The following is a 23,663-nucleotide window of genomic DNA, read 5'->3' on the forward strand; positions in this document are numbered from 1 at the left end:
GCGGGTAACCGCCGGCGACCGTACGAAACGAATTCGCCCCCGGCGAAGGACCGCGAAGGACCGCGAAGGACCGCGAAGGCACGCGAAGGACCGTGAAGCCCGGCGGAGCGCGAGGGAGCCGCACGCGCTCATGAGCCCGGGGAGAACGGCTTGACGCGCGCGATCAGCAGAGCCACGTCGTCGTGGTCGTCCGGGTGCCGCAGGGCCTGCAGCAGCCCGTCGCAGGTCTCCTCCAAGGGGCGGCCGGGGGCGTCGAGGAGGGACAGGAAGAGGGCGAGGCGGGTGTCGATGTCGTCCTCCCGGTTCTCCACCAGGCCGTCGGTGTAGAGGACGAGTTCGTCGCCGGGCCGCAGGCGGAACGTGGTGGTGGTGAAGGGGACGTCACCGACGCCGAGCGGTGTGCCCGTCGGCAGGTCGAGCAGTTCGGGGGGACGGCCCGGGCGTACCCGGGCGGGCGGCAGGTGCCCTGCCAGGGAGATGCGGCACTGCCCCTGGTGCGGGTCGTGGACGGCGTACACGCAGGTGGCGATGGACTGCTCCAGGCCGAAGGTGCTGCGGTCGATGTGCCGCAGTACCTGGTCCGGTTCGAGGTCGAGATCGGCGAGGGCGCGCACGGCGGCGCTCAGCCGGCCCATCGTGGCGGCCGCGTCGACGCCACTGCCCATGACGTCTCCGACGACCAGCGCGGTCTTGTCGCCGCTCAGCGGAATGACGTCGAACCAGTCGCCGCCCACCTCGCCCGCGGCCTGCGCCGGCTCGTAGCGGTACGCGATCTCCAGTCCCGCCCGGACCGGCGGGCGCTGCGGCAGCAGATTGCGCTGGAGCGTGAGCGCCGTGTTGCGCTCCCGCTGGTACCAGCGCGCGTTGTCGATGCAGACGGCGGCCCGGGCGGCCAGCTCACCGGCCAGGACCACGTCGTCGTCGTCGAAGGGCAGCTGGTTGCGGAAGCGTTTGAGGTCCAGGGCGCCGAGCACCTCGCCACGGGCGATCAGCGGCACCGCCAGGTAGGAGTGCAGGCCCGCGCGCGCGAGGACGACGGCGGCCTCGGGGCTGCGGGCGATCTGCGGCAGGTGGGCGCTCTGCACCCGGGGGATCAGCACCGGTTCGGCGCGGGTGACGCACTGGGTGACCAGCCGGTCGGTGTCGTACTTGGCGAGCTCACCGGTGCGGTCGGCGGCGCCGATCGCCTCCGTCTCGAACGCCGCCGCCAGTGCCAGCGCCCGGAACACCGTCGGGCCGCGCATCGGGGCCGCGGCCCCCCGGTGCCCGATCAGCACACTGTCGAGGACGTCGACCGCGGCCAGGTCGGCCAGGTCGGGAACGACGACGTCGGCCAGCTCCTGGGCGGTCCGGTCGAGGTCGAGGGTGGTGCCGATGAGGACGGAGGCGTCGGCGATGACGGCGAGGCGCCGGCGCGCCCGGGCGGCCTCGGTGGCGGCCCGGTGCCGGTCGGTGACATCGACGACCGACGTCGCCAGGCCGATCACCTGCCCGCTCGGGCTCTCCAGCCGGAAGTACGAGACCGACCACGCCTGCTCGTCACCGGCGTGTGCCGGGGTACGGCCGACGGCGTGCTGGTCGATCAGGGGGACGCCCGTCGCCAGAACCTGGCGCATCGAGGCCTCGATCGCGTCGGCGTCGAGGAAGGGCAGGGCCTCACGGACGTGCCGGCCGAGGTGCTCGGCGGCCGGAAGGCCATTGATGCGGGCCAGGGCCGGGTTGACGGTGACGTACCGCAGCTCGGTGTCCAGGACCGCGAGGCCGATCGGGGCCTGGGAGATCAGACGGCTGGACAACGCGACGTCCCGCTCGACGGCGCGCAGGGTCTCCTGGTCGATGGCGAGTCCCAGGGCGAAGAAGGCCTGGCGGTCGTCCTGCAGCCGCATGTTGCGGAACTCGACCAGCCGCGTGCTGCCGTCCTTGTGCCGGACGGGGAAGACCCCCGCCCAGCTGCCGGCGCTCTCCATGACGTGGCCGAAGAGACCGATCACCATGTCCAGTTGCTCCTCGTGGACCAGGAGGCGGCCCGCGAAGCGGCCCAGTGCCTCCTCGGCGGTGTACCCGAAGAGGCTCTCCGCCTGCGGACTCCAGAGCGCGACGCGTCCGTTCGCGTCCAGCACGACGGCGGCCACGTTCAGCTGATCGAGCAGACCGCCGGGGGCGGACGAGAGGCCTCCCGCAGGGATGGGGTCGGGCTGAGAAGCATCGGTCGTGCTCATCCCCAGGCACTCCTTCCGCCTGCCGCCCCGGCGTGCTGCCTGGTCCGGAATCCTGCTCGCACCCTTCGCCTCCGCAGTTCCCGGGTTCCGGGTCCCATCGTCTCCCCGGACCGGGGGGCCCTGCACCTCTTGCGCGGCCGGATCCGCGCGTGGCGCCGCCACCTGGCCGAACGCGGCGCGGGCGCGGGTCCCGGATCGCCGGGCATGGTGAGGTCGGTGCCGGACACGCGGGTCACGCCGGCGGTGGGGCCGGGCGAGGCGCTGCGCAGGCCCGGGACGCGGGGGTCCGTGCCGGGCGTGGGGTCGGGGAGCGGGGGTCCGTGCCGGGCGTGGGGCCGGGGAGCGGGGCCCGCACCGGACGCGGGGCCGGCGGCCGTCGAGGCCGGGGCGCCGCGTCAGGACCGGGGGGCCGCCGTGGTGCCGCTGGTGGGCAGCCCGGCCAGCAGCAGGCGCAGGCCGAGCTCGAACCCCCGGTCGTCCAGTCCGCGCAGACCGTCCCGCTCCGCGTCGGCCGCGCTCAGCGAGGTCGCGAGCGCCGGGTAGTCCGGGCGGTAGCCCTCCGGCGCGCGGGTGAAGCCGGCGGTGAACGTCTCCAGCGCCGACCCGAGGACCAGGTTGTCGATCGCGGCGGCCGCCTCCGCCGCCTCGGCGGGCGGGCAGCCGGCGCCGGTCAGGGCGGCCATCAGCGCGTCGTACCCGCGCAGCGCCTTGTCGGAGGCCACCCGGTGCCGGGCCATCAGTGGGATCATGTGCGGATAGCGCAGATAGACGCGGCGGTACCCGCGGGCGTACTGCGCGATGCCCGGTGTACCGCCCGGGTCGGCGAGAGGGCTGAGGTCGATCTCGTCGTTGATCAGGTCCGCCGCCGCGTCGAGCAGGTCGTCCTTGGAGGCGACGTGGTGGTAGAGCGAAGCCCCTCGCACACCCAGCCGGTCCGCGATGGTCCGCATCTTCAAGGCTTCCGCGCCCTGCTCGTCGAGGAGATCCAGAGCCGCCCGGGCGATCGCCGGTCGGCTGAGAAGGGTCTGGCTCGGGCGGGGCATCGCGCGGCTCCTTCGGTTGTCCGACGTGCAGATTACCCGCCGGAAACGCTTCACAAGCGGCTCGGAGTGGGGCTACATTCACGCCACCCCATTTACCTAACGCGGTTAGGTTTAGCTCCGCGCGCCGCAACGGCCGTGCGTTCTCCGTGAGGTGATCATGAACGAACCGTCTGGCCGGATCCCGGCCGGCGAACCGCCCGCCCCCCAGGCAGGGCCCGACGCCGACGCGGCCCGCCTGAAGGACCTCGGATACGCGCAGGAGCTGCGACGCAGCCTGGGCATCCTCGGCAACATCTCGATGGGCTTCGCGGTGGTCTCACCCGTCGTCGCCCTCTACGCCGTCTCGATGGTCGGCACCGCGGTCGCCGGGCCGCTGTGGGTATGGGCCCTGCCGCTGGTGCTGGCGGGCCAGTGCCTGGTGGTGAACGTCTACTCCGAGCTCACCTCGCAGTGGCCGCTCGCCGGAGGCCCGTACCAGTGGGGAAGGCGGCTGCTGGGACCGGCGTTCGGCTGGCTGGGCGGCTGGGTCTGGCAGTTCGCCGTGATGTTCGGCAACACCACGGTGGCCTATCTCGCGGCGCCCTGGGTGTTCGCGCTCATCGGGGCCGCCCCCACGCCCGGCGGGCTCGTCGCGGTGGCGGTGGGCATCCTGCTGCTGTGCATGCTGGTCAACGCGTACGGCATCACCATCCTGCGCTGGTTCGTGTCCCTCGGTATCGCCGCCGAGGCGATCGCCTCCGTACTCGTCGGGATGATCCTGCTGCTCTTCTTCCGTGAACACGGCTTCCCGCTCTTCACCGAGTCGCTCGGTGCGGAGGCGCTGTCCGGAGGCTCCACCGCCATGGGCTTCCTCGCCGCGGTCGCCGTCGCCGGATGGGCCTTCATCGGCTTCGACGCCTGCGTCTCCACCGCCGAGGAGACCAAGGACGCGTCCCGGCAGGTGCCGCGCGCCATGTGGTGGGCGCTGCTGAGCGTCGGCGCGGTCGTGATCCTCAACGCGATGGCCGTGGCCCTGGCGCACCCCGACCCGGCCGCCGTGGTCTCCGGCCAGGACATCGACCCGGTGACCACCGCCGTGGTGCACTCCTTCGGCTCCTGGTCCGACAAGCCGTTCGTGATCGTGGTCCTGGTCGGCTTCCTCGCCTGCGCGATGGCCTCACAGGGCGGCGCGGCCCGTGGCCTGTTCTCCCTGGCCCGCGACGGCGTCTTCCCCTTCTCCCGTCAGGTCAGGAAGGTCAACCGCCGCAAGGCCCCCATCGGCGGTCTCATCGCCTCCACGCTCATCAGCGGCAGCGCGCTGGCGCTCGGCCTGAACGCCACGGCGATCGGCAGCCTGATCTCCTTCGGCACCGCGGCCACCTATCTGCCCTTCTTCCTGGTCTCGCTCGCCGCGCTCATCGCCCGGCTGCGCGGCACCTGGGTCCCGTCGGGGCGCATCCGGCTCGGGCGCAAGGGCACGGTCCTCAACGTCCTGGCCGTGGCCTGGACCGCGTTCGAAGTGATCAACGTCTGCTGGCCGCGCGCCATCCTGGCGCCGCCGGACGCCCCCTGGTACCAGGTCTGGGCCGCCCTCCTGGGCACTGCCGTGGTCCTCGGCTCCGGCCTGATCTACCTCGCGGTCCGACGACCGCAGGACAAGCTGCGCGACGACCGGCCGGGCGGCGACGACACCCCGCACGCGCCGGCGTCCGCCCGGACGGCGGACGCGCTGCCCACGGCGCCGACCGCCGACCACTCCTGACCCCACCCCCCACTGCAGCAGCCGTCACGACAACAGAAGCGCAACGCGACTCGGAGGGACACCGCCCATGGACCTGCCCCGCAGCACCCGACGCATGTTCTGTACCGCCGCACTGACCGCCGCCGCCACGACGTTCCTCGGCGCGAGGACCGCCGGCGCGGCGACAGCCTCGACCTCGGCCGCGACATCCACCGCCACCGCCACCGGGACCGTCCCCGCCGAGTGGGAGGCCCACTCCGGGTGCGTCATGGCCTGGCCCTGGGACAAGAACGTCGGCTGGGGCTCCCTGCTCAAGAACGTCCAGGGCGAGATCGCGGCCATCGCCCGGAGCATCGCCCGGTTCGAAACCGTCACCATGGTCGCCGAGCCGGGCACCGCCCCCGACGCCCGCCAGCAGTGCGGCAGCACCGTCGACGTCATCGAATACCCCATCAACGACTGCTGGACCCGCGACACCGGCCCCATCTTCAGCCTGAACGCCGAGCGCACCCAGCGCACCGGCCTGGACTTCCGCTTCAACGGCTGGGGCAACAAGTACCCGTACGACAAGGACGACCTGCTGCCCGTCGGCGTCTGCGCCCACTTCTCCGTACCCCGCCGGCCCGTGGACCTCGTCCTGGAGGGCGGGGCCGTCATCACCGACGGTCAGGGGACACTCGTCACCACCGAGGAGTGCCTGCTCAATCCCAACCGCAACCCCGGGATGACGCGCGGCCAGATCGAGGCGGCGCTGCTCGCCGCGTACGGCGCCTCGAAGGTGATCTGGCTTCCGTACGGCCTGAACAACGACATCATCACCGACGGCCATGTCGACCTCGTCGCCTCGTACCTCGGCCCGGCCAGGCTGCTGCTGCACACCCAGCCCGACGTGACCCACCCGAACCACGCCCGTATGAACGCGAACAAGGCGGTTCTGCAAGCCTCCACCGATGCCTGCGGACGACGGTTCGACCTGGTCGAGCTCCAGCAGCAGCCGCAGTTCCGGGTCAACGGCGCGCTCGTGGAGACGTTCAGTTACACCAACTACTACGAGACGCGCGGCAGCGTCGTCGTGCCGACGGCCGGTGTGGCCGAGGACGCCGTCGTGCTCGGCCGGTTCGCGACACTCTTCCCGGGCCGCGAGATCGTCGGCATACCGACCCGCACGCTCGCCTGGGGCGGCGGCGGAATCCACTGCGTCACGCAGCACGTGCCCGCCGTGCGGTGACGTTCGTGCCCGCCCCCGGCGTTCCGGCGCCGGGGGCGGGAGCGGGACGGCGGCAGGGGGGTGGGGACGAGCGGCACAGGGCCGACCGATAAAGTTGTACACGGAAAGCGTCTGGCCCCACCCGGGCCGAGCGCAGGATCAGGGACTCTGTACATCCGCAGGGCACGCTCCGCGCAGCTTCGACCGCCCAGCCCCGCCCCTGCCCAGAGATCTTGTCCATGCGTACTGATTCCACCCTCTGCCTCGAACCGGCCACGGCGCCCACCGTCCCCGTCGAGCCTGCCGTCACCGCCCCGGCGAGCGCCCGCGGCGCGGCCGGCCGCGCTCCCGCCGCGCCCTCCCCGGGCGCCGCCTTCCACAGCGTCAGTGCCGTGACGGCCGTCCTGTTGGCGTTGGTGGCGATCGGCACGATGATTCACGAGCCGGTCCTGATACCGCCCCTGGCGGCCAGCGCCGCCCTCGTCCACAGCGCGCCCACCCTGCCCCTGGCCCAGCCGCGCAGCGTCATCGTCGGCCATCTGCTGGGGGCCGCCGCGGGTTACGGCGTCCTCGCGGCCGCCGGCAGTCACGCCTGGGCCGCGGCCGTGGCGGGCGGCATCACGCTGGCCATGACCATGATCGCCAGGACCCCGCACTCGCCGGCCTGCGCCACCGCCGTCGTCATCGTGCTGCAGACCCCGTCCCCGCAGCGCTTCGTTCCGCTCCTCTTCGGCGCGACCCTGCTCCTCGTCCTCACCGGGTACGCCGGCTCCCGCATCCGCCGCGGCGCGGCGAAGTACCCGGCGTACTGGTAGCCGCGTCCTCGCCGGCGACCCGCGCTAGTCGCCGTCCGGCTCCTCGAACGGCAGGGCGGGACCGGGCCCCTCGTCCGGTACGACCACCAGACGCACGGCCATGTGGCGTGCGCCGGGCGGACGTTCGCCGGGTGCGGACACGTACTTGTTGAGCAGGGCCTGGTATTCCTCGGTGAACGCGGCCACCTGTTCCTTGGTCATCCAGGTGCCCGCGCGGTAGATCTGGTTCCAGCCGGCCGCTCTGTCGTATCCGGCGTACGCGCTCACGATCAGGTTGAGGTCGTGGGACATCTTGAGTGCGCCGATCTTCATCGCCGCCTCGCGTTCGTCGTCCGCCATCGGCAGCCCGGGCGGCGTGAAGATGTCCGTCATCAGCGACTTCCACCAGCGTTCCCGGCCCGTGGACCGCTCCTCGATCTCGGCGATCAGGTTGAGGGAGGCGAGCTTGCGCAGGTGGTAGCTGGTGGTGCCGGTGCTCTCGCCGAGCGCCTTGGCGACGCTGGTGGAGTTCGCCTCTCCGTGCTCTCCGAGGTAGCTCAGGATGTCGCGGCGCACCGGGTTGGACAGCGCCTTGTAGAAGACCTTGAGGTCCGGACCGGTGAGAACTCTCTTCTCTGGGCGCTCGACCATGCCGACCAGCCTACTGCAGAGACTCTCTGCAGTCATCACAGAGATTGTTTGCAGAATATCTCTGCAATAGCTACGGTTGGTGAGGACGGCGGCCGGCCCGGAGAGCGGCCGAAGCTGCGAGGGACGGGGTTCGACATGGCGACGCAAGCGGCTGAATGCCTGGACACCCGGATACGGGACGAGATCGACGACCAGGTGGCGGAGGCGTTCGACGCCTACCTCGCCGACCGGCTGGAGGAGCCAGGACCCCTGCGGTCCGCCCTCGCCCGGCGGCGGAGCGCCGCTCTCGTCCTGGGCACGGTGGCGCTCGGCGCGGTGGCCACGGCGCTGGCGCCGGGGGGTGGTGTGGCCGGTGTCGGCTGGATCTGGGGGGCCATCGCGGCGGTCGACCTGGCGTGGTTGCTGAACCCCCGCCGCCCGTAGGGCACTCTGGCCGGGGAGCGGAGAAGGGGTGGCCATGCGCCCCGCGCGCCGTGGCCACCCCTTCGGTCGTACCCCCTCGGTCGTCGGGTCCGCGGCCGGCCTGCGGGCCGGCGGCCATCCCTATGCGGCCGAACGGCCCCCCGCCGCTCCGCCCTTCGCGTCCTGGGACGCCGGGCCGAGGGGGAAGGTGCGTTCTGCCTGTGCCATGCGGAGCTTCTCGAGTGTCTTGGACTGCTCGACCGCCCGCTCCAGTAGACCGTCGAGGCGGCTCGCCTCCAGACGGTTGTCGTGCTCGGCCAGCGCACGCAGAACGCGCCACAGTGCGGCCTTGCCCTCGATGCCCAGGCGCAGCGTCTCCATCTCCACCAGCGCACTCAGCGGCGAACGCCGCACCACGCGCCGGTTCGGCTTCAGCCGGCCCACCCTCTCGCCGAGCAGGCCGAGCACGATGCGGTGCCGGCGAACACGTACGTCGAGCGCGCGCATGAAGTCCAGCAGCGCGTCCCGGTCCCGCTCGATGTCCGCCGCGAGGGGACCGAAGTCATGGCCGAGGGCGTTCTCCGCACCTGCCATCCGGCGCGCCAGTTCCGTACCGGCCGTGGCGCCCGCCAGATGGTCGTTGAGGTAGACCCCCAGCAGCTCCCAGCGGTCTTCCGGCGGCGACTGCGTGTCGTTCATCGGCGTGTCGTTCATGGCGACGAGACCTCCTTGAACGCGTCCCTCGCCCGGTCCAGCAGCGAGACGAAGGGGCCGGTCGCCCACTGGGCCGCGGGGGAGCCGGCCGCCGTCGGGTGCGGGCGTGTCGGGGCCAGCTTCTCGGCCGCCACCAGCCGGTTGCCCATCCGGTTGAGCTGCTCCTGGTCGCAGCCCGAGCGCAGGGCCGGGAACTCCTCGCGCTCCTCGTGCTCCGCGTGGTCGATCACGGACTTCTCGAACCGCGCGAGCAGCCGGTCGAACTCGGGGCTGCCGACGTCCATCCGCTCCAGCTCGGCGAGGACCTGGTTGGCTTCCTCTTCCTCGTCGTTGCGTGCCTCGGCCTCCGCCTTTCCGGCCGTCTTCCTGGCCGCGGGCCGCACGACCATCTCCTCAGCGGTCTCGTGCACCGCCAGCACGGCTCGCAGTTCGTGGAACTTCTCCTCCTTGCGGCTGCCCGTCGCCTCCTTGACCTCGCCGAACAGGTCTCGGATGCGGGCGTGCTGCTGCAGAAGGATCCCCACCACATCACCGTTGGGGAGCCGGGCCGCTTGGTCCCGTTCCGTCTTCGCGGTGCTCACGACTGACCTCCGTCCTCGATCCTGGGATCTGTCCATGGGCGGGTTACCGACCTCGGCGGGGCGAAACTCCGCCCGGGCGACGGATCGCCGTGGTCCGGTCGCCCGGCCGGTCAGTTGAGGGGCAGCGTGCTCGGGTTGGCGCCGGCCGCCGGGACGGCGGACACCATGCGGTTGCCGACGCTCCGATACACCACCGGAAGACTGCTCATCCGCGGCGGGAGCAGGCAGTTCTTGCCGTCGACGATCACCTTCGGCGGCAGCATGCGGTCGGCCAGGAGCGCCCAGTCCGCCTCCGTGACATGCGGCCACTCGGTGAGCACCACCGCGGCGTGGGCGCCGTCGACGGCGGCGGCGAGATCCTCGACCGGCACGGCGCCGGGAAAGAGCCCCGTCTTGGCGGCCGGCGTGAGACCCGGGTCCCAGACCCGCACGCTCGCCCCGCCGGCCAGAAGCGCGGGAACGATCGCGCGACTCGGCGCGGCCCGCAGATCGTCGCTCCAGGGCTCGTAGCGCACACCGAGAACGGCGATCTCGCAGCCCCGGAGATCGCGCCCCATGGCCTGGCGCAGCAGCTCGACGACTCGCGGAGGCTGCTCCAGGTTCACCCGGATCGTCGCGTCGAGGAGGGGGGTGGCGACGCCGTGGCTCCGGGCCCAGTGGGACAGTGCGGCCGTGTCCTTGGGCAGGCACGAATCACCGAAGCCGAGCCCCGGCTGCAGGAACGCGTGGCCGATGCGCGGGTCCAGACCGACCCCCTGGATCACCTGGTCGACGTCGAGATCGGGCAGTACGCAGAGCCGGGCCAGCTCGTTGGCGAAGCTGATCTTGGTGGCGAGGAAGGCATTGCTCGCGTACTTGATCATCTCGGCGCTCGTCGGGGTGGTCACCGTCCACTGGCACGCCGTCCCCGCGTACAGCTCGCGCAGCACCGGCAGGCAGGAGTGCGACAGGACCCCGGCGACGACCCGGGCCGGCGCCTGCCAGTCCTGGAGCGCGCTGCCCTGGTTCAGGAACTCCGGGTTGTAGGCGAAGCCGGGCCGCAGCCCGGGGAAGCGGGCGAGGATCGCCTCGCTGCTGCCCGGAGGGATCGTCGACTTCAGGATCGTCCAGGGCATCGGGTCCAGCCGCGCCACCATCTCCATGGCGGTCTCCACCTGGGAGAGGTCGGCCGTCCCGTCGGCGGCCGGCGGGGTGCCGACGGTGACCAGGACGACGTCGAACGGCGCCTCGTGGTGCCGCGTCGGCAGGTCCGCCGCGAAGCGCAGCCGCCCGGTCGCCATCGCACCGGCGAGCTCGTGCGGAAGGCCCGGTTCGAAGACCGGGGCCTGTCCGGCCTGGAGCATCCCGAGCCGTCGCGAATCCCGCTCGAAACCGGTGACGTGATGTCCCTGCTGCACCAGCGCGACCGCGCCTGTCAGCCCGACGTAGCCCTGCCCGACGATGGCGATACGCATGCGCTCTCCAGGTGATCCGAACGCACCACGGAGTCGCCGACGACTCCACGGGCCAGAGAGCCACGGGTGCTCGAGGAGAGTTCCCGAAGGTGGGTGCCGCCTGACACCCGGCGAGGAATCTTCACCCCCGCGGGCCCCTCGGGACCGCATACACCGCCGGACACCCGGGCACTCGCGCCCACAGACACCGCCGGAGGCGGTGCGAGGGGGCAGGGGAGCCGGTCCGCAGGGCCCGGCCCCGCCCCTCCCGTCCCCAAGGAGCGCCATGAGCGAGCAGACACCGTCCCAGGCCGAGGGCGAACGGGACGACAGGAAGCAGCAGCGGAGCCGCGGCGCGAAGCCCACCCCGCCACCCCGGACGACCCCGTCCCAGGCGGAGGGCGAGCGCGGCAGCGAGCACAGCGGCAAGGGCGAGCACGGAGGCGAGGAGGTACCACCCGCGGCCACCTGACAGCCCGCTCCGACGCACGCGCGTCTCTCCTTCGACGCCCGCGTGCCCCTTCGGCGGCGACGCTCAGCCGACGCCGGAGGCGGCCGTGCGCGCGTACCCGGGCAGGGAACGGGCCAGCGTGCGCAACGCGTAATGGGAACGGGACTTGACCGTGCCCGGCGGAATGCCGAGGGCGCGGGCGGTCTCGTTCACACTCTGCCCTCCGAAGTGGATCCTGGTCAGGACGTCGCGGTGCTCGGGGGTCAACGACCGTACGGCGGCCCGGACATCGAGCGCGGCGATCGCCCGTTCCGTGTCGTCGCCCGGCTGCGGGATGACGGCCAGAACGGCGTCGTCGACCTCGGCCGGCCGGGCCTTGCGGGAGCGGTACGCGTCGATGGCGAGCCGCCGGGCGACGGTGAAGAGCCAGGGCCGCATCGACTCGTACGGCGAGTCGAAGGCCTCGGGGTGCTGCCATGCGCGCAGGAGCGTCTCCTGGAGGAGGTCCTCGGCGCTCTGCCGGTCGCCGTACGTCAGGCCCAGCAGGTACGTCATCAGCGCGGATCCGTGAGCGAGCTGAAGCTCCGCCAGGGACCGCTCGTCGGTCGTCGCCATCGTCAGCACCCTTTCCCGGCTCGGTGGCTGGTCACCTGGCGTATCCGAACGTATCCGCGCACGGGGCGAAAGCGGCCGGGCCGCGCCCCTCGGCGAGCGGTCGCCTGGCGCGCCGAGTGGTGCGGTGAGCGGTCGACCGGGCCGGGAAGGAGGCATTGCCTCGTACGGCACGGAGGGAATGCCGGGGACGGGCGGGCGTGGTGTGCTGGCGAGGGTGAGAGGCCGTCGGCCCGACGGCGGGGAGGGACCACAGCTGTCACACGGAGGAGAACCAATGGCCGTTTTCATCCAGGCCGAGCTGGACGGCGTGACCACCGACCAGTACGACGCGCTGAACGCCAAGCTGCAGGCGCTGCCCGGAAACATCTTCGAGGGGTGTCTGTCGCATGCAGCGGTGCCGACCGAGACGGGCCTGAAGATCTTCGATCTCTGGGAGTCGGAGGAGGCCATGCGCAGGTTCGGCGACGCCATGATGCCGGTGGCGCTCGAGGAGGGGTTCCCGGAGGGCCGGATGCCGCAGATCTCGCCCGTGCACAACTGGTGGGTGCCGGGAGCCTAGGGCGCGCTCCGTTCGGAGCGGGCGGCGGGCAGGGTGACCTCGAACCGGCAGCCGCCGTCGACGTTGCGCACGCCGGCGTGGCCGGCGTGCGCCTCGACGATGCCCCGCACGATCGCGAGGCCCAGCCCTGCCCCCGCCGGGGGCGTCCGGGCCACCGTGCCCCGCCAGCCCGTGTCGAACACGCGCGGCAGATCCCCCTCGGGGATGCCCCCGCACCCGTCGGTGACGGACAGCAGGACGGTGTCGGCGCGGCGCTCCGCGGCGACCGCGACCGTGCCGTCCGCGGGTGTGTGGCGGATGGCGTTGACCAGCAGGTTGGCCAGGACCCGCGTCATCTCCTTGCTGTCCACCTCGACGGGTACGCGGTCCAGCCGGCCGCCGACCAGACGTACGCCGCGCTCGCGGGCGAGGGGTCCCGCGCCCGCGAGGGCGTCGCCGACCAGGTCGTAGACGGAGATGCGGGCCGGTGTCAGGGCGAGCGCTCCGGCGTGGATGCGGGACAGCTCGAAGAGGTCGCCGACCATGCCGTTGAGCCGGTCGACCTCCGTGCGGATCTGGCGGTGGTAGCGGGCGGGGTCGTCGGCGACCCCGTCCTCCAGTGCCTCGGACATGGCGCGTAGACCGGCCAGCGGCGTTCGCAGATCGTGAGAGATCCAGGCGACGAGCTCACGGCGGGACGACTCCAGTGCGCGTTCCCGCTCGCGCGATTCGGCCAGGCGCAGACTCGTGGCCGTCAACTCCTCACTGAGCGCCTCCAGTTCGGCGGGCGCCGCAGTGGAGGGGGGCGTGAAGGTTCCGCCGTCGCCGAAGTTCCGGGCGGCGAGGGCGAGTTCCCGGCAGTTGACGACGACACGGCGGCCCAGGAGCAGGGCCGTGACCAGGGACACCACCGCCGCCATGGCGACGACCGTGGTGACCACGGTGAGGTCGTGCGAGGACAGGAACATCGCCCAGGCGACCGCCAGGGTCCCGGCGAGCATCGCCGAGACGGCGACGCCGGCGACGATCGCCAGGGACACGGCGACAGAGCGACGCCGCAGCAGCCGCAGGACGACGGCGCCCAGAACCCCGGCCGCGGCAGCGCCGAGGAAGGCGTAGAGGGCGATCAGCACAATGTCGCGCACGGCGATCACATCTCCTTCGCGTCCGGATCGAAGCGGTAGCCCGCGCCCCAGACCGTCTGGATCAGCCGCGGCTTGGCCGGGTCGTCCTCGATCTTCCCGCGCAGCCGCCGCACATGGACCGTGACGGTCGACAGGTCGCCGAATTCCCACCCCCACACGTCCCGCATCAACCGGTCGCGCTCGCAGACCTGGCCCGGGTGGCGCAGCAGATAGGCGAGCAGATCGAACTCCCGCAGCGTCAGCGCCAGCGGCCTGCCGTCCTTGGACGCCTGGCGGGCCGCCGCGTCCAGCTCCAGACCGGCCGCCCTCAGAACGGGCCCCGGCGGCGCCGGAAGCGTACTGCGGCGCAGCACCGACTCGACCCGCAGCACCAGCTCACGCGGGCTGAACGGCTTGGTGACGTAGTCGTCCGCGCCGATCTCGAGACCGAGGATGCGGTCCTCCTCGTCGCTGCGCGCGGTCAGCATGATCACTGGTACCGGCCCCTGTTCGCGCAGGCTGCGGCACACCTCGAAGCCGTCGACGCCGGGAAGCATCAGATCGAGGACGACCAGCCCGGGCCACCGCGCCTCGGCCGCCGCGAGCGCGGCGGGCCCGTCGGCCGCCCGGTCCACGCTGAACCCCGCCCGCTCCAGGTATCCCGCGACCACCTCGGAGACGGTCGGGTCGTCGTCCACGACGAGGATGTGCTGCGCTTTCTCCATGAGGCCAGCGTCGCACCGGGCGGGGGAGACGAGGCGCCCCAGGGTGGCCCAAGCGGGCGATGTCCGCGTTTCGTAAGGTTCCCAGCCGGCGTGTGCCGGTCCGGACACGCGCCGCGCGTGCCCGTCGCCCGGCGGGGTAGCCGCCCAGAAGTGCCGTGCGAACGGCTGCCGGAGCGTGGCCACCGCCCGCCCGCCGCCGTCGCACGGCCGGGCACGGCTCCGCACGACGGGCCGAGGCCGGACGCGGCCCCGCACGAGGGGCGAGCCGGACAAAGCCCCGCACGGCCCCGCACGCACACGGAGGCGATCACCATGAAGGCATCGGTCAAGGACATGCTGAAGACCCGTCCCGCCGATCCCAGCATCACCCGCGCGATCCTCTCCCCGTGTGCCGTCGCCCGCAGGGCCCGCGCGGCCGAGTGCGCGGGCCACACCGACATGGAACACTGCCGGATCTGCGCGGAAGCCTGCCGGCGCGGCGAGCAGGGGTGCGACGAACTGCTCGCCTCCCTCGGCTGACCCGCCCGGTCCACGCCGACCTGCCCCGAGAAGCAACGGCCCCGGTCGACCCCCGGGGCCGTACGACGGAGGACACATGCGCAAGGCCAACCGCCCGGTCGACGCGTCACCGACCGCCGACGAGATCGACGCGCTCCACGCCCACTGGCGGGCCGCCAACTACCTGGCCGTCGGGCAGATCTACCTGATGGACAATCCGCTGCTGAGGACGCCGCTGGAACCGGCGCACATCAAGCCGAGGCTGCTGGGGCACTGGGGAACGTCCCCCGGCCTCAACCTCGTGCACACCCACCTGAACCGGGTCGTCAGGCGGCACGGCATCGCCGCGCTGTGCGTCTGGGGACCCGGCCACGGCGGTCCCGCCGTGCTCGCCAACTCCTGGCTCGACGGCAGCTACAGCGAGATCTACCCGGACGTGAGCCGCGACGGGGACGGGATGCGACGGCTCTTCCGCCAGTTCTCCTTCCCCGGCGGCGTACCGAGCCACGTGGCTCCCGAGACGCCCGGCTCGATCCACGAGGGCGGCGAACTCGGCTATGCCCTGTCGCACGCGTACGGAGCCGCCTTCGACAACCCGGAGCTCCTGGTCGCCTGCGTCATCGGGGACGGCGAGGCGGAGACCGGGCCGCTCGCCACCTCCTGGCACTCCAACAAGTTCCTCGATCCGGTCCACGACGGCGCGGTCCTCCCCGTCCTCCACCTCAACGGCTACAAGATCGCCAACCCCACCGTGCTCGCGCGGCTGCCGGAGGCGGAGCTCGACGAGCTGCTGCGCGGCTACGGGCACGACCCGCTGTACGTCACCGGCGACGACCCGCGCGAGGTGCACCGCCTCATGGCGGAGGCGTTCGACACGGCCCTCGACCGCATCAGGCGGATCCAGCGGACGGCCCGTGACGGCGGCTCCGCCATGCGGCCGCGCTGGCCCATGATCGTGCTGCGCACACCGAAGGGCTGGACCGGTCCCGCCGAGGTCGACGGCCTCCCCGTCGAGGGCACCTGGCGCTCCCACCAGGTCCCCCTCCCGGGAGTGCGCGACAACCCGGCCCACCTCGCCCAGCTGGAGACGTGGCTGCGCTCGTACCGGCCCGAAGAGCTCTTCGACGAGGACGGCCGCCCGCGGCCGCAGGTCCTCGCCTGCGTACCGGACGGCCCCCGCAGGCTCGGCGCGACCCCGCACGCCAACGGCGGCCTGCTTCTCCGGGACCTTCCCCTCGCACCGCTCGAACGCTTCGCCGTCCCCGTGGACAAGCCCGGCGCGAGCCGCCACGAACCCACCGCCGTCCTCGGCGCGCTCGTCGAGAGCGTCATGGAAGCCACCGCCGAGCGCCGCGACTTCCGGCTCGTCGGACCTGACGAGACGGCCTCGAACCGCCTCCAGGCGGTGTACGAGGCGAGCGGCAAGGCCTGGCAGGAACGGATCCTCGGCACCGACGAGTACCTCGACCGGCACGGCCGGGTGATGGAGATCCTCTCCGAGCACACCTGTCAGGGCTGGCTGGAGGGCTATCTGCTCACCGGCCGCCACGGACTCTTCTCCTGCTACGAAGCCTTCGTCCACATCGTCGACTCGATGGTCAACCAGCACATCAAGTGGCTGCGGACGTCCCGCGCCCTGTCCTGGCGCGCCCCCATCGCCTCCCTCAACTACCTGCTGACCTCGCACGTCTGGCGCCAGGACCACAACGGCTTCTCCCACCAGGACCCCGGCTTCGTCGACCACGTCCTGAACAAGAGCCCGGAAGCCGTCCGCGTCTATCTGCCGCCGGACGCCAACACCCTGCTGTCCGTCGCCGACCATGTGCTGCGCAGCCGCGACTACGTCAATGTCATCGTCGCGGGCAAACAGCCCTGCTTCGACTGGCTCACCCTCGACGAGGCCAGGGCCCACTGCGCCAGGGGCGCCGGCGTCTGGGAATGGGCGGGCACCGAGGACGGGACCCGCGAGCCGGACGTGGTGCTCGCCTGCGCCGGAGACGTACCCACCCAGGAGACCCTGGCGGCCGCCTCACTGCTGCGCCGGCACCTCCCCGATCTCGCCGTGCGTGTCGTCAACGTCCTCGACATGACCCGGCTCATGCCCCACGGCGAACACCCGCACGGCATGACCGACCCGGAGTACGACGCTCTGTTCACCTCCGACAAGCCGGTGATCTTCGCGTACCACGGCTACCCCTGGCTCGTGCACCGCCTCGCCTACCGCCGCACGGGCCACGCCCACCTCCATGTGCGCGGCTACAAGGAGAGGGGGACCACCACGACACCCTTCGACATGGTGGTGAACAACGACCTCGACCGCTACCGGCTCGTGATGGACGTGATCGACCGCGTCCCCGGCCTCGCGGTGCGCGCCGTCGGCGTACGGCAGGCCATGGAGGACGTACGCACCCGGCACCACGCCTGGATCCGCGCCCACGGCACCGACCTGCCCGAGGTCGCCGACTGGACCTGGACCGGCTGAACCAGCGGCAGGTCACGGCCAGGAAGGCTCCTTGCGGGGCACCACCACCAGCTCGGAGACCGCACTGCCCGCCGGGACCGACAACGCGTACAGCACCGTGTCCGCCACGACGTCCGGGCTCTGCAGCATCGACACATCGGCGTCCGGGAACCGCTCCATGATGAACGGGGTCTCCATGCCGCCGGCGATGATGCCGGTGACGCCGATGCCCGGGCAGTCCCGCTGTGCCTCCTTGAACAAGGTGTGCGTGAACGCCCGCAGACCCGACTTGCTCGCCGAGTAGGGGCCGGCCTCCGTCCAGGTGCGGTTGGCCGCGGTGGAGAGGATGTTGACGATGTGGCCGCCGCCCCGGGCGACCATGCGCCGGTAGGTCTCCAGACACAGGTACATCGGCCCCAGCAGATTGGTGGTGACCACCCGCGTCACTTCGTCGGCCGTCAGTTGCTCGACCGCCTTGGACACGTCCACGGCGGCGTTGTTCACCAGGATGTCCACCGCCTGGCCGTCCTGCTCCAGCTCCTGGAAGACGGCCGCCACCGCTCCGGAGTCGCGGACGTCGAGCTCCACGAAGCGCGCGTCGCCGCCCGCCACCACCAGATCCGCGCACAGCTCCTGCGCCACTTCCTTGCGTACGTCCGCCACCAGGACGGACGCCCCCGCGCCGGCCAGCCGCCGGGAGATCGCGGCCCCCAGCCCCCGGGCGCCGCCGGTGACCAGAGCCCGCCTGCCGTGTAGGTCGACCTGCACTCCGCTGCCCATGCTGCGCTGCCTTCCGCTGGTGCGTCCCGGCGCCCGGCGCGCCGCGCGCCGAGTGACCACTTCCTCTCTCACTGTGACCAGTGGGGGCCGGTACGGCACGCCGGGTTACGCCGCCGAGCCCGCTCCGCGCGTGTGGCCGCGGTCACGCCGAAGGGGCGCCCGGGGGCCCGCGTTCCCCGCCCCGTACTTCCTGTGAGGAAGCACACCAGAAGAGAACCGGCCCAAACGGCGCAAGGGAAACCGCCGCCCGCGCCGCCCCGGAGAAGCGCTTCCCCCTTTCCACCGGCCCTTCTTCTGCCACGATGGACCGCCGGGACCGTCCCACCCCGCTCCAGAGCACCCGTGAAAGCCGGTGCGTTGGCTGCGCAGAGCGACTGTGGTCCCCACCACACCGCCTCAACCAGCCGAGCTCCGCGCTCATTCGGGTACCTCACTGTGTCTTCCACCTCCTCCCGTCCTGCCCCCGCCGCCGTCGACCGCTCGCCGTGGCGCTCCCTGCGCTACCGCAGCATGCGCTGGTGGTCCGTCGCCAACTTCGTCTCCAACGCCGGTACATGGATGCAGCTCACCGTCCAGAACCTGCTGGTGCTCCAGATCACCGGATCGGCCGCGGCGACCGGACTGTCCATGTCCGTCCAGGCGGCGCCCGGACTGCTGATGGGCCTCGCGGGCGGCGCCGCGGTCGACCGCTGGCCCCGCAAGCTGACCGCCGCGGTCAGCCAGGCGCTCCTGGGCGCCGTCGCCTTCCTCACCGCGGTCCTCGTGGCGCTCGGCCAGCTCAACCTCGGAGTCCTGATGGGACTGGCGGCGGTCACCGGACTCATCGCCACCGTCGACGGGCCCGCCTGTTCGCTGCTGGGCAACGACCTCGTCCGCAAGGAGGACGTCCCGTCCGCCATCGGCGTGGGCTCCCTGGTGCACAACGCCGGCCGGCTCGCCGGCGCCGGCCTCGCCGGCGTGACCGTCGCCTTCCTCGGCACGGCCGCCGCCTACGCGGCCAACGGGCTGTCCTTCCTCTTCGTCGCCGCCGTCATCCCGTTCCTGAAGGCGGTCCGGCCGAGCGAGCCCGTCAAGATCCCCGCGCCCCGCAAGGCCGACGCCGCCGCCGACACCGAGGCCGACACCGGCCCCGACGCGGAGGCCGGCGACCTGAGCATGCGTCAGGGCCTGCTCTTCTTCATGCGGCGGCCCCGGCTCGTCGCCCTCGCGGGCATCAGCGCGATCAGTGCCCTCTTCGGCCGGAACTACGGGCTGACCCTCGTGGTCCTCGTCACCGGACCGCTCGCCGGCGACGCCGCGGCCTTCGGCACGGTCTCCACCGTCCTGGCCGCCGGGGGCATCGTGGGCGCGGTCCTCGGGGCCCGGCTGCGCAAGCCCACCGTGCGCGTGGTCGGCATCCTCGCCGCCGGGGGCGCCCTGCTGCAGGTACTGGCCGGGCTGTCCCCCTCGCTCGCCGTCCTGCTGGTCCTCGTCCTGCCCATGGCCGTGGCCGAGTCGGTCTCCGAGACCGCCGGAACGACGGTCCTGCAGACCGACCCGCCGGCCCGTATGCGTGGCCGCGTCCTGGGCGTCTGGGGCAGCGTCCGCACCCTCTGGGGCCTCGCGGCCCCGCCGGCGCTCGGCCTCTTCATGGAACTGGCCGGCGTGCGCGGCGCGCTGGTGGGCGGCGGCCTGATCGTCGCCGGCGCGATCGGAGCGGGCTTCCTCCTCCGCGGCCGCCGCGCCGCCACGAAGGTGGTCCTGATCTCGGAGAAGAGCCTCACGGCACCGCGGCCGGGGCTGGGCACGGCGGCGTGACGCGGGGCGGGTGCGGGTGCGGGGCCGCGGGCGGGGGCTGAGGACGGCGGCCTGCCGCGGGGCACCGGGGTGGTGCCCGGACGCGGTCCGGTTAGGTGCTGCCGGGCGTGGCGGGCCCGTGCCCCCGGGCCGGTGGCTGTCGTCGGCCCGGCCCCCCTCCGGCAGTCCGGAGGCCAGCCGCCGTGGCGGGGGCCGTTTACGTGCCGCCGTGCGTGCCGGGGCCGGCGCCCGAGGTGGGCTGCCGCGAGTCCGGACGCCGTCCGGTGCAGCTGCGGGCGGTTCGCCGGGGGCGACTGCCGGCGTCGGTCCGGACCCTTCCGGCCCGCCGGAGGCCAGGTGGTGGGGCCCAGCCCGGTCATGTGCCGCCGCGCGGGGCGGGCCAGTACGCCCCGCGCCGTTGGCCGTCGGCGGACCGGCCCCCCTCCGGGAGGCCGTGGACCGCCTCGATCACCTCGTCGACGGTGATCCGCAGCAGCCGGGGGTCGGGCGTGTCCCCGTGGGCGTTCCCCGGGCGCAGTGGGTCGTCGTCGGGACCGGGATGCCAGAGCACCCGGTGCAGGGGGGAGGGCGGGGGGCCCCAGAGAAGCGGGGCGACCGGGCCGAACAGGACGACAGACGGGGTCGCGAGCGCGGATGCCATATGGGCGAGGCCCGTGTCGCCGACGACCACGCAGCGCGCGTGCGCGACCAGCGCGGAGAGCCGGCCGAAGGGCACATCGGCCGTTCCGCCCACCACCGCTTGCGGCGGCAGCCCCGCCTCCTCCGCCACGGCCCGGGCCAGCGGCCCCTCGCCGGCGCCCGCCGTCACCACCACCCGGTGCCCCGAGCGGCTCAACGCCCTCGCCACGGCGGCGAAGCGCCCGGCGGGCCAGCGGCGGGCCCCCGCGTCCGCGCCGGGATGGACGATCACCGCCCCCGGGGCCGGTGAGGGCTCCACAGGAGGGGCGATCCGGAGGTCGTCCGGATCCGCCGCGATTCCGTGCCAGCCCAGGAGCCGGCACCAGCGGGCCCGCTCGTGCTCGTCCGGACGCCATACGGGTCCGGGGATGTCCGGAGTCCCGGGGTGCCGGTACGCCATCAGCACCCGAGGCCGCAGGCGCTGAAGCAGCAGATGACTCGGCGGACCGTTGCCGTGCAGATCAACGGCGATGTCGGGCCCCGGCCCCTCCCACTCCAGCTCCCCGGGCACGGCCCGCCCGGCCGCCTCGGCGGGCAGCACCCGGTCCACCAGCCCGGCGCCGACCGCCACCGGCCTCAGCCGCTCGGGCGCTGCGAGCGCGATCTCGTACTCCGGCAGATCCCTGCGCAGCGCCCGAAGACACGGGACGACGGTGAGCAGATCCCCCAGCCCAAGGGCCCGCAACACCAACACGACGGGCCGTCCGGCGGCCGAACTCCGGCCAGGCGGACGGGGGAGAAGGGTGTGGGCCGTCATGGGCGGCTGTTCCTTTCCGGGGCGGCCGAATCAGGCACGGGACGACGGGACGCGAGAAGTGCGGCGCCACGCGGGTGGACCCGCGCAGCGCCTCTTGTGGGCGGCGTCCTGGCGCCGGCCCCGGCACGGGCCAACCAGCGCGGGACGGTCCACGCCCCGACGCCCGCGCGGCGTCTGCCCGGTGCACGTGCCGCTCGGCGCACGAGCGGCGCCCCGCGTGCAGCCGCGCGGGGCCCCCTGGTCCGGGTTCGCCGGTATCCCCACCCCGCCCGGCTCAGGCGCCAGCAAAGCCGCACGAGCGGGCGGCACGCGGGACCGCCGCACAGCACGAGGCCGTTCGGGCCGGACCGCGCCGCCCCGCACGACTTCCCCGCCCCCCTCACGGCCCTGTCGGTGGCACCGGCGCCGCCGCCATTGCCGCGCGGTGCGTCAGGGAAGTCGTGGAGCGGCCGTCGAGGTAGGGGAGCACCACCGCCTGGCCGCCCCATTCGCGCAGGGCCTCCGCCTCCGGGAGGTCCTCGGTCGAGTAGTCGCCGCCCTTTACCCAGACGTCCGGGCGCAGTCTGCTCAGGAGCGCCGTCGGGGTGTCCTCCTCGAAGGCGATCACCGCGTCGACGCTGCCCAGGGCGTCGAGCACCCGGATCCGGTCCGCCAGAGGGTTGAGCGGGCGGCCGGGGCCCTTGCGGCGGGAGAGGGACTCGTCGGAGTTGACGCAGACGATCAGGCAGTCGCCGATGCGCCGCGCGCTCTCCAGGAGGCCGACGTGGCCCGCGTGGAGCAGATCGAAGCAGCCGCCGGTCGCGACGACCGTGCCGCCGCGTGCCTGGACGCTCCGGGCGAGGGCGAAGGCGTCGGACCGGGGGCCCCGCCGGCCGCCCGCGACGGGCACAGGGCCCCACAGCGCCGGGTTCGCCGCCCCGCCGGCCGCCACGAACGCCGCGGCTTCGGCGACGCCCCGTTCCACGGCTTCCTCCGGCAGCGCTCCGTCCGCCAGCGCGGCGGCCACCGCGGCGGCGAAGCAGTCGCCCGCCCCGCACGGGTCGCCGTCGGCCCGGTAGGGCGCGGGGACGAGCATGGGGGTACCCGCGCCGGGTCGCGTCAGCAGCACGCCGCGCTCGCCGAGCGTCACGGCGACCGACGCGGCCTTCCAGCGCTCCGCGAGCTCCGAGCCGCGCTGCGCGTAGGCACGCAGCGACACACCCTCCGCGGCGCTGAGCGCGCATGCCTCGGCCGCGTTGGGAGTCACCAGCCGCGCCCCCGGGACCGGCGGATCGCCCTTGGGATGGGGGTCCCACACCAGCGGCACCCGGGAGGCGACCGCCGCGAGCAGGTCGCGGGCGGCGCGCGCGGTGTGCCGGCCGTAGTCGGCCACGAGGACGGTCCGCGCCGAGGCCAGCGCCTCGCGGACCTCGTCGTCCGGCTCCCCGGGGCTTCCGCCGCCGCGGTCGATCCGTACCAGCGAGCGTCCGCTCGCCAGCACCCGCGTCTTCACCGGCAGCGCTCCGTCCAGCGGGATCTCCACCAGGCGGACGCGGCCGCGCAGGGCCTGGCGTACGGAGTCGCTGGCCGGGTCGTCGCCCAGCGCGGTGACGAGTACGACCTCCCGTCCGCCGCCGGTCGCGAGGGCCGCCGCCAGGCCCGCCCCACCGGGGCGGGACCGCTCACCGGTGACATCCACGACCGGGGCCGGGGCGTCGGGGGAGAGCCGCGTGGTGACGCCCTCGATGTCCTCGTCGAGGAGCACGTCCCCCACGACGACGAGCGGCTCGGACGCGGTCACCGCAGGCTCCGGAAGGCGGCGACGGTGGGTGCGCCCTCGACCAGGATCGACGGTGCCGGAGCGGAGGCGCGGCCTCCCTCGATGGCGGTGATGCCCGCCGCCGCTCCGGCGGCCGCCCTGTCGAAGGACTCGCACAGCAGGTGGACGGCGACCAGATGGGTCTCCTGGACCGTCGCCGAGGAGGGCGCTTCGACGTACACGGCCTCGTCGGCGGCCTCGGCCAGTGGGTTGGGCCCGGGGCCGGTCATCGCCCACACCTCCATCCCGGCGGCGCGCGCGGTGACCGCCGCCGAGATCAGGTTGGCGCTGCGCCCGGAGGTGGACAGGAGCACGAGGACGTCTCCCGGCCGCCCGTGGGCGGACACCTGCCGGGCGTAGACGTGCTCGAATCCGTAGTCGTTGCCGATGGCGGTCACGCTGGAGGTCTCCGCGTGCAGGGAGATGGCCGAATAGGCGGGCCGTTCCCGCTGGTACCGGCCGACCAGTTCCGCCGTCAGATGCTGGGCCTGCGCGGCGCTGCCGCCGTTGCCCGCGGCCAGCAGCCGTCCGCCGGCGGGCAGGACGGCGGCGAGCCGCCCGCCCCAGTGCGTGACCCGTCCGAGGCCGTGCCGGCGGAACTGTTCCAGCGCGTCCTGCAGGGACTGGCAGTGCTGGTGGGCGCCTTCGAGTGCGTGGGAATCGGTCATGGCGGTTGG

General features: G+C 73.3%; 22 protein-coding genes. 9 read left to right on the forward strand and 13 right to left on the reverse strand.

Annotated features, from left to right (window positions below; translation table 11 throughout):
- Positions 1-128: 128 nt before the first annotated feature.
- Together ACZ5VC_RS23800 and ACZ5VC_RS23805 are read right to left on the reverse strand one after the other, a co-directional pair.
- Positions 129-2,219, reverse strand: coding sequence for a SpoIIE family protein phosphatase (locus ACZ5VC_RS23800; RefSeq protein WP_469122044.1), 2,091 nt, complete (start codon positions 2,217-2,219; stop codon positions 129-131).
- Positions 2,220-2,614: 395 nt separating this feature from the next.
- Entirely contained in the window at positions 2,615-3,262 is a 648-nt protein-coding gene (locus tag ACZ5VC_RS23805; protein WP_469122045.1) for a TetR/AcrR family transcriptional regulator, read from the reverse strand.
- A 157-nt stretch (positions 3,263-3,419) separates the two neighbouring features.
- Here ACZ5VC_RS23805 and ACZ5VC_RS23810 point away from each other — a divergent pair, with 157 nt between their 5' ends.
- The 3 genes from ACZ5VC_RS23810 to ACZ5VC_RS23820 all read left to right on the forward strand — a co-directional run bounded on the left by ACZ5VC_RS23810 (position 3,420) and on the right by ACZ5VC_RS23820 (position 7,004).
- Positions 3,420-5,003, forward strand: a complete 1,584-nt coding sequence (locus ACZ5VC_RS23810) for an APC family permease (RefSeq protein WP_469122046.1) — start codon at positions 3,420-3,422, stop codon at positions 5,001-5,003.
- A gap of 67 nt (positions 5,004-5,070) precedes the next feature.
- On the forward strand, positions 5,071-6,210 hold the full coding sequence (locus tag ACZ5VC_RS23815; protein WP_469122047.1) for an agmatine deiminase family protein: 1,140 nt from the start codon (positions 5,071-5,073) through the stop codon (positions 6,208-6,210).
- A gap of 218 nt (positions 6,211-6,428) precedes the next feature.
- Positions 6,429-7,004, forward strand: a complete 576-nt coding sequence (locus ACZ5VC_RS23820; protein ID WP_469122048.1) for an HPP family protein — start codon at positions 6,429-6,431, stop codon at positions 7,002-7,004.
- A 24-nt stretch (positions 7,005-7,028) separates the two neighbouring features.
- Here ACZ5VC_RS23820 and ACZ5VC_RS23825 read toward each other — a convergent pair whose 3' ends face one another.
- Positions 7,029-7,634, reverse strand: coding sequence for an ArsR/SmtB family transcription factor (locus ACZ5VC_RS23825; RefSeq protein WP_469122049.1), 606 nt, complete (start codon positions 7,632-7,634; stop codon positions 7,029-7,031).
- 135 nt (positions 7,635-7,769) lie between these two features.
- Between ACZ5VC_RS23825 and ACZ5VC_RS23830 the strand changes: the two genes are divergently transcribed.
- On the forward strand, positions 7,770-8,057 hold the full coding sequence (locus ACZ5VC_RS23830; RefSeq protein ID WP_469122050.1) for a hypothetical protein: 288 nt from the start codon (positions 7,770-7,772) through the stop codon (positions 8,055-8,057).
- Positions 8,058-8,177: 120 nt separating this feature from the next.
- On the opposite strand, the gene ACZ5VC_RS23835 is transcribed toward ACZ5VC_RS23830, so the two are convergent.
- From ACZ5VC_RS23835 to ACZ5VC_RS23845, 3 genes are all read right to left on the reverse strand, one after another.
- The gene (locus ACZ5VC_RS23835) at positions 8,178-8,750 is read right to left on the reverse strand and encodes a hypothetical protein (protein WP_469122051.1); all 573 of its coding nucleotides are present in this window, start codon (positions 8,748-8,750) and stop codon (positions 8,178-8,180) included.
- Positions 8,747-9,331, reverse strand: coding sequence for a hemerythrin domain-containing protein (locus ACZ5VC_RS23840; protein ID WP_469122052.1), 585 nt, complete (start codon positions 9,329-9,331; stop codon positions 8,747-8,749). Before ACZ5VC_RS23840 ends, ACZ5VC_RS23835 begins: the two co-directional genes overlap by 4 nt.
- Before the next feature lie 110 nt (positions 9,332-9,441).
- Entirely contained in the window at positions 9,442-10,785 is a 1,344-nt protein-coding gene (locus ACZ5VC_RS23845) for a UDP-glucose dehydrogenase family protein (RefSeq protein ID WP_469122053.1), read from the reverse strand.
- 265 nt (positions 10,786-11,050) lie between these two features.
- On the opposite strand from ACZ5VC_RS23845, the gene ACZ5VC_RS23850 reads away from it, so the two are divergent.
- Positions 11,051-11,236 carry a hypothetical protein gene (locus tag ACZ5VC_RS23850; protein ID WP_469122054.1) on the forward strand — a complete coding sequence of 62 codons (186 nt, stop codon included), beginning with the start codon at positions 11,051-11,053 and terminating at the stop codon, positions 11,234-11,236.
- A 63-nt stretch (positions 11,237-11,299) separates the two neighbouring features.
- On the opposite strand, the gene ACZ5VC_RS23855 is transcribed toward ACZ5VC_RS23850, so the two are convergent.
- Positions 11,300-11,836 (reverse strand): sigma-70 family RNA polymerase sigma factor, encoded by a 537-nt coding sequence (locus tag ACZ5VC_RS23855; RefSeq protein ID WP_468710204.1) that lies wholly within the window; start codon positions 11,834-11,836, stop codon positions 11,300-11,302.
- Positions 11,837-12,104: 268 nt separating this feature from the next.
- On the opposite strand from ACZ5VC_RS23855, the gene ACZ5VC_RS23860 reads away from it, so the two are divergent.
- Positions 12,105-12,389, forward strand: coding sequence for a hypothetical protein (locus tag ACZ5VC_RS23860; protein WP_469122055.1), 285 nt, complete (start codon positions 12,105-12,107; stop codon positions 12,387-12,389).
- Here the strand turns inward: ACZ5VC_RS23860 and ACZ5VC_RS23865 are convergent.
- Both ACZ5VC_RS23865 and ACZ5VC_RS23870 read right to left on the reverse strand, forming a co-directional pair.
- A complete protein-coding gene (locus tag ACZ5VC_RS23865; RefSeq protein ID WP_469122056.1) occupies positions 12,386-13,513 on the reverse strand; it encodes a sensor histidine kinase in 1,128 nt (375 codons plus the stop codon). The two genes, ACZ5VC_RS23860 and ACZ5VC_RS23865, sit on opposite strands and share 4 nt — an antisense overlap.
- Before the next feature lie 5 nt (positions 13,514-13,518).
- Positions 13,519-14,217 (reverse strand): response regulator, encoded by a 699-nt coding sequence (locus tag ACZ5VC_RS23870; protein WP_469122057.1) that lies wholly within the window; start codon positions 14,215-14,217, stop codon positions 13,519-13,521.
- Between the two features lie 312 nt (positions 14,218-14,529).
- Here ACZ5VC_RS23870 and ACZ5VC_RS23875 point away from each other — a divergent pair, with 312 nt between their 5' ends.
- The gene (locus ACZ5VC_RS23875; protein ID WP_469122058.1) at positions 14,530-14,736 is read left to right on the forward strand and encodes a four-helix bundle copper-binding protein; all 207 of its coding nucleotides are present in this window, start codon (positions 14,530-14,532) and stop codon (positions 14,734-14,736) included.
- Positions 14,737-14,812: 76 nt separating this feature from the next.
- Positions 14,813-17,197: a phosphoketolase family protein gene (locus ACZ5VC_RS23880; protein ID WP_469122059.1), complete on the forward strand. Its 2,385-nt coding sequence runs from the start codon at positions 14,813-14,815 to the stop codon at positions 17,195-17,197.
- Between the two features lie 12 nt (positions 17,198-17,209).
- Here the strand turns inward: ACZ5VC_RS23880 and ACZ5VC_RS23885 are convergent, their stop codons facing one another.
- On the reverse strand, positions 17,210-17,956 hold the full coding sequence (locus tag ACZ5VC_RS23885; protein ID WP_469122060.1) for an SDR family oxidoreductase: 747 nt from the start codon (positions 17,954-17,956) through the stop codon (positions 17,210-17,212).
- A gap of 510 nt (positions 17,957-18,466) precedes the next feature.
- Between ACZ5VC_RS23885 and ACZ5VC_RS23890 the strand changes: the two genes are divergently transcribed.
- Positions 18,467-19,753 carry an MFS transporter gene (locus tag ACZ5VC_RS23890; protein ID WP_469122140.1) on the forward strand — a complete coding sequence of 429 codons (1,287 nt, stop codon included), beginning with the start codon at positions 18,467-18,469 and terminating at the stop codon, positions 19,751-19,753.
- Between the two features lie 355 nt (positions 19,754-20,108).
- Here ACZ5VC_RS23890 and ACZ5VC_RS23895 read toward each other — a convergent pair whose 3' ends face one another.
- The 3 genes from ACZ5VC_RS23895 to ACZ5VC_RS23905 all read right to left on the reverse strand — a co-directional run bounded on the left by ACZ5VC_RS23895 (position 20,109) and on the right by ACZ5VC_RS23905 (position 23,654).
- Positions 20,109-21,188 (reverse strand): glycosyltransferase family 9 protein, encoded by a 1,080-nt coding sequence (locus ACZ5VC_RS23895; RefSeq protein ID WP_469122061.1) that lies wholly within the window; start codon positions 21,186-21,188, stop codon positions 20,109-20,111.
- A gap of 379 nt (positions 21,189-21,567) precedes the next feature.
- Positions 21,568-22,968 (reverse strand): D-glycero-beta-D-manno-heptose 1-phosphate adenylyltransferase, encoded by a 1,401-nt coding sequence (gene rfaE2, locus ACZ5VC_RS23900; RefSeq protein WP_469122062.1) that lies wholly within the window; start codon positions 22,966-22,968, stop codon positions 21,568-21,570.
- Positions 22,965-23,654: a D-sedoheptulose-7-phosphate isomerase gene (locus tag ACZ5VC_RS23905; RefSeq protein ID WP_469122063.1), complete on the reverse strand. Its 690-nt coding sequence runs from the start codon at positions 23,652-23,654 to the stop codon at positions 22,965-22,967. The genes rfaE2 and ACZ5VC_RS23905 overlap by 4 nt, the downstream gene beginning before the upstream one ends.
- Positions 23,655-23,663: the final 9 nt, after the last annotated feature.

This window comes from Streptomyces sp. NPDC033174, assembly GCF_055577795.1.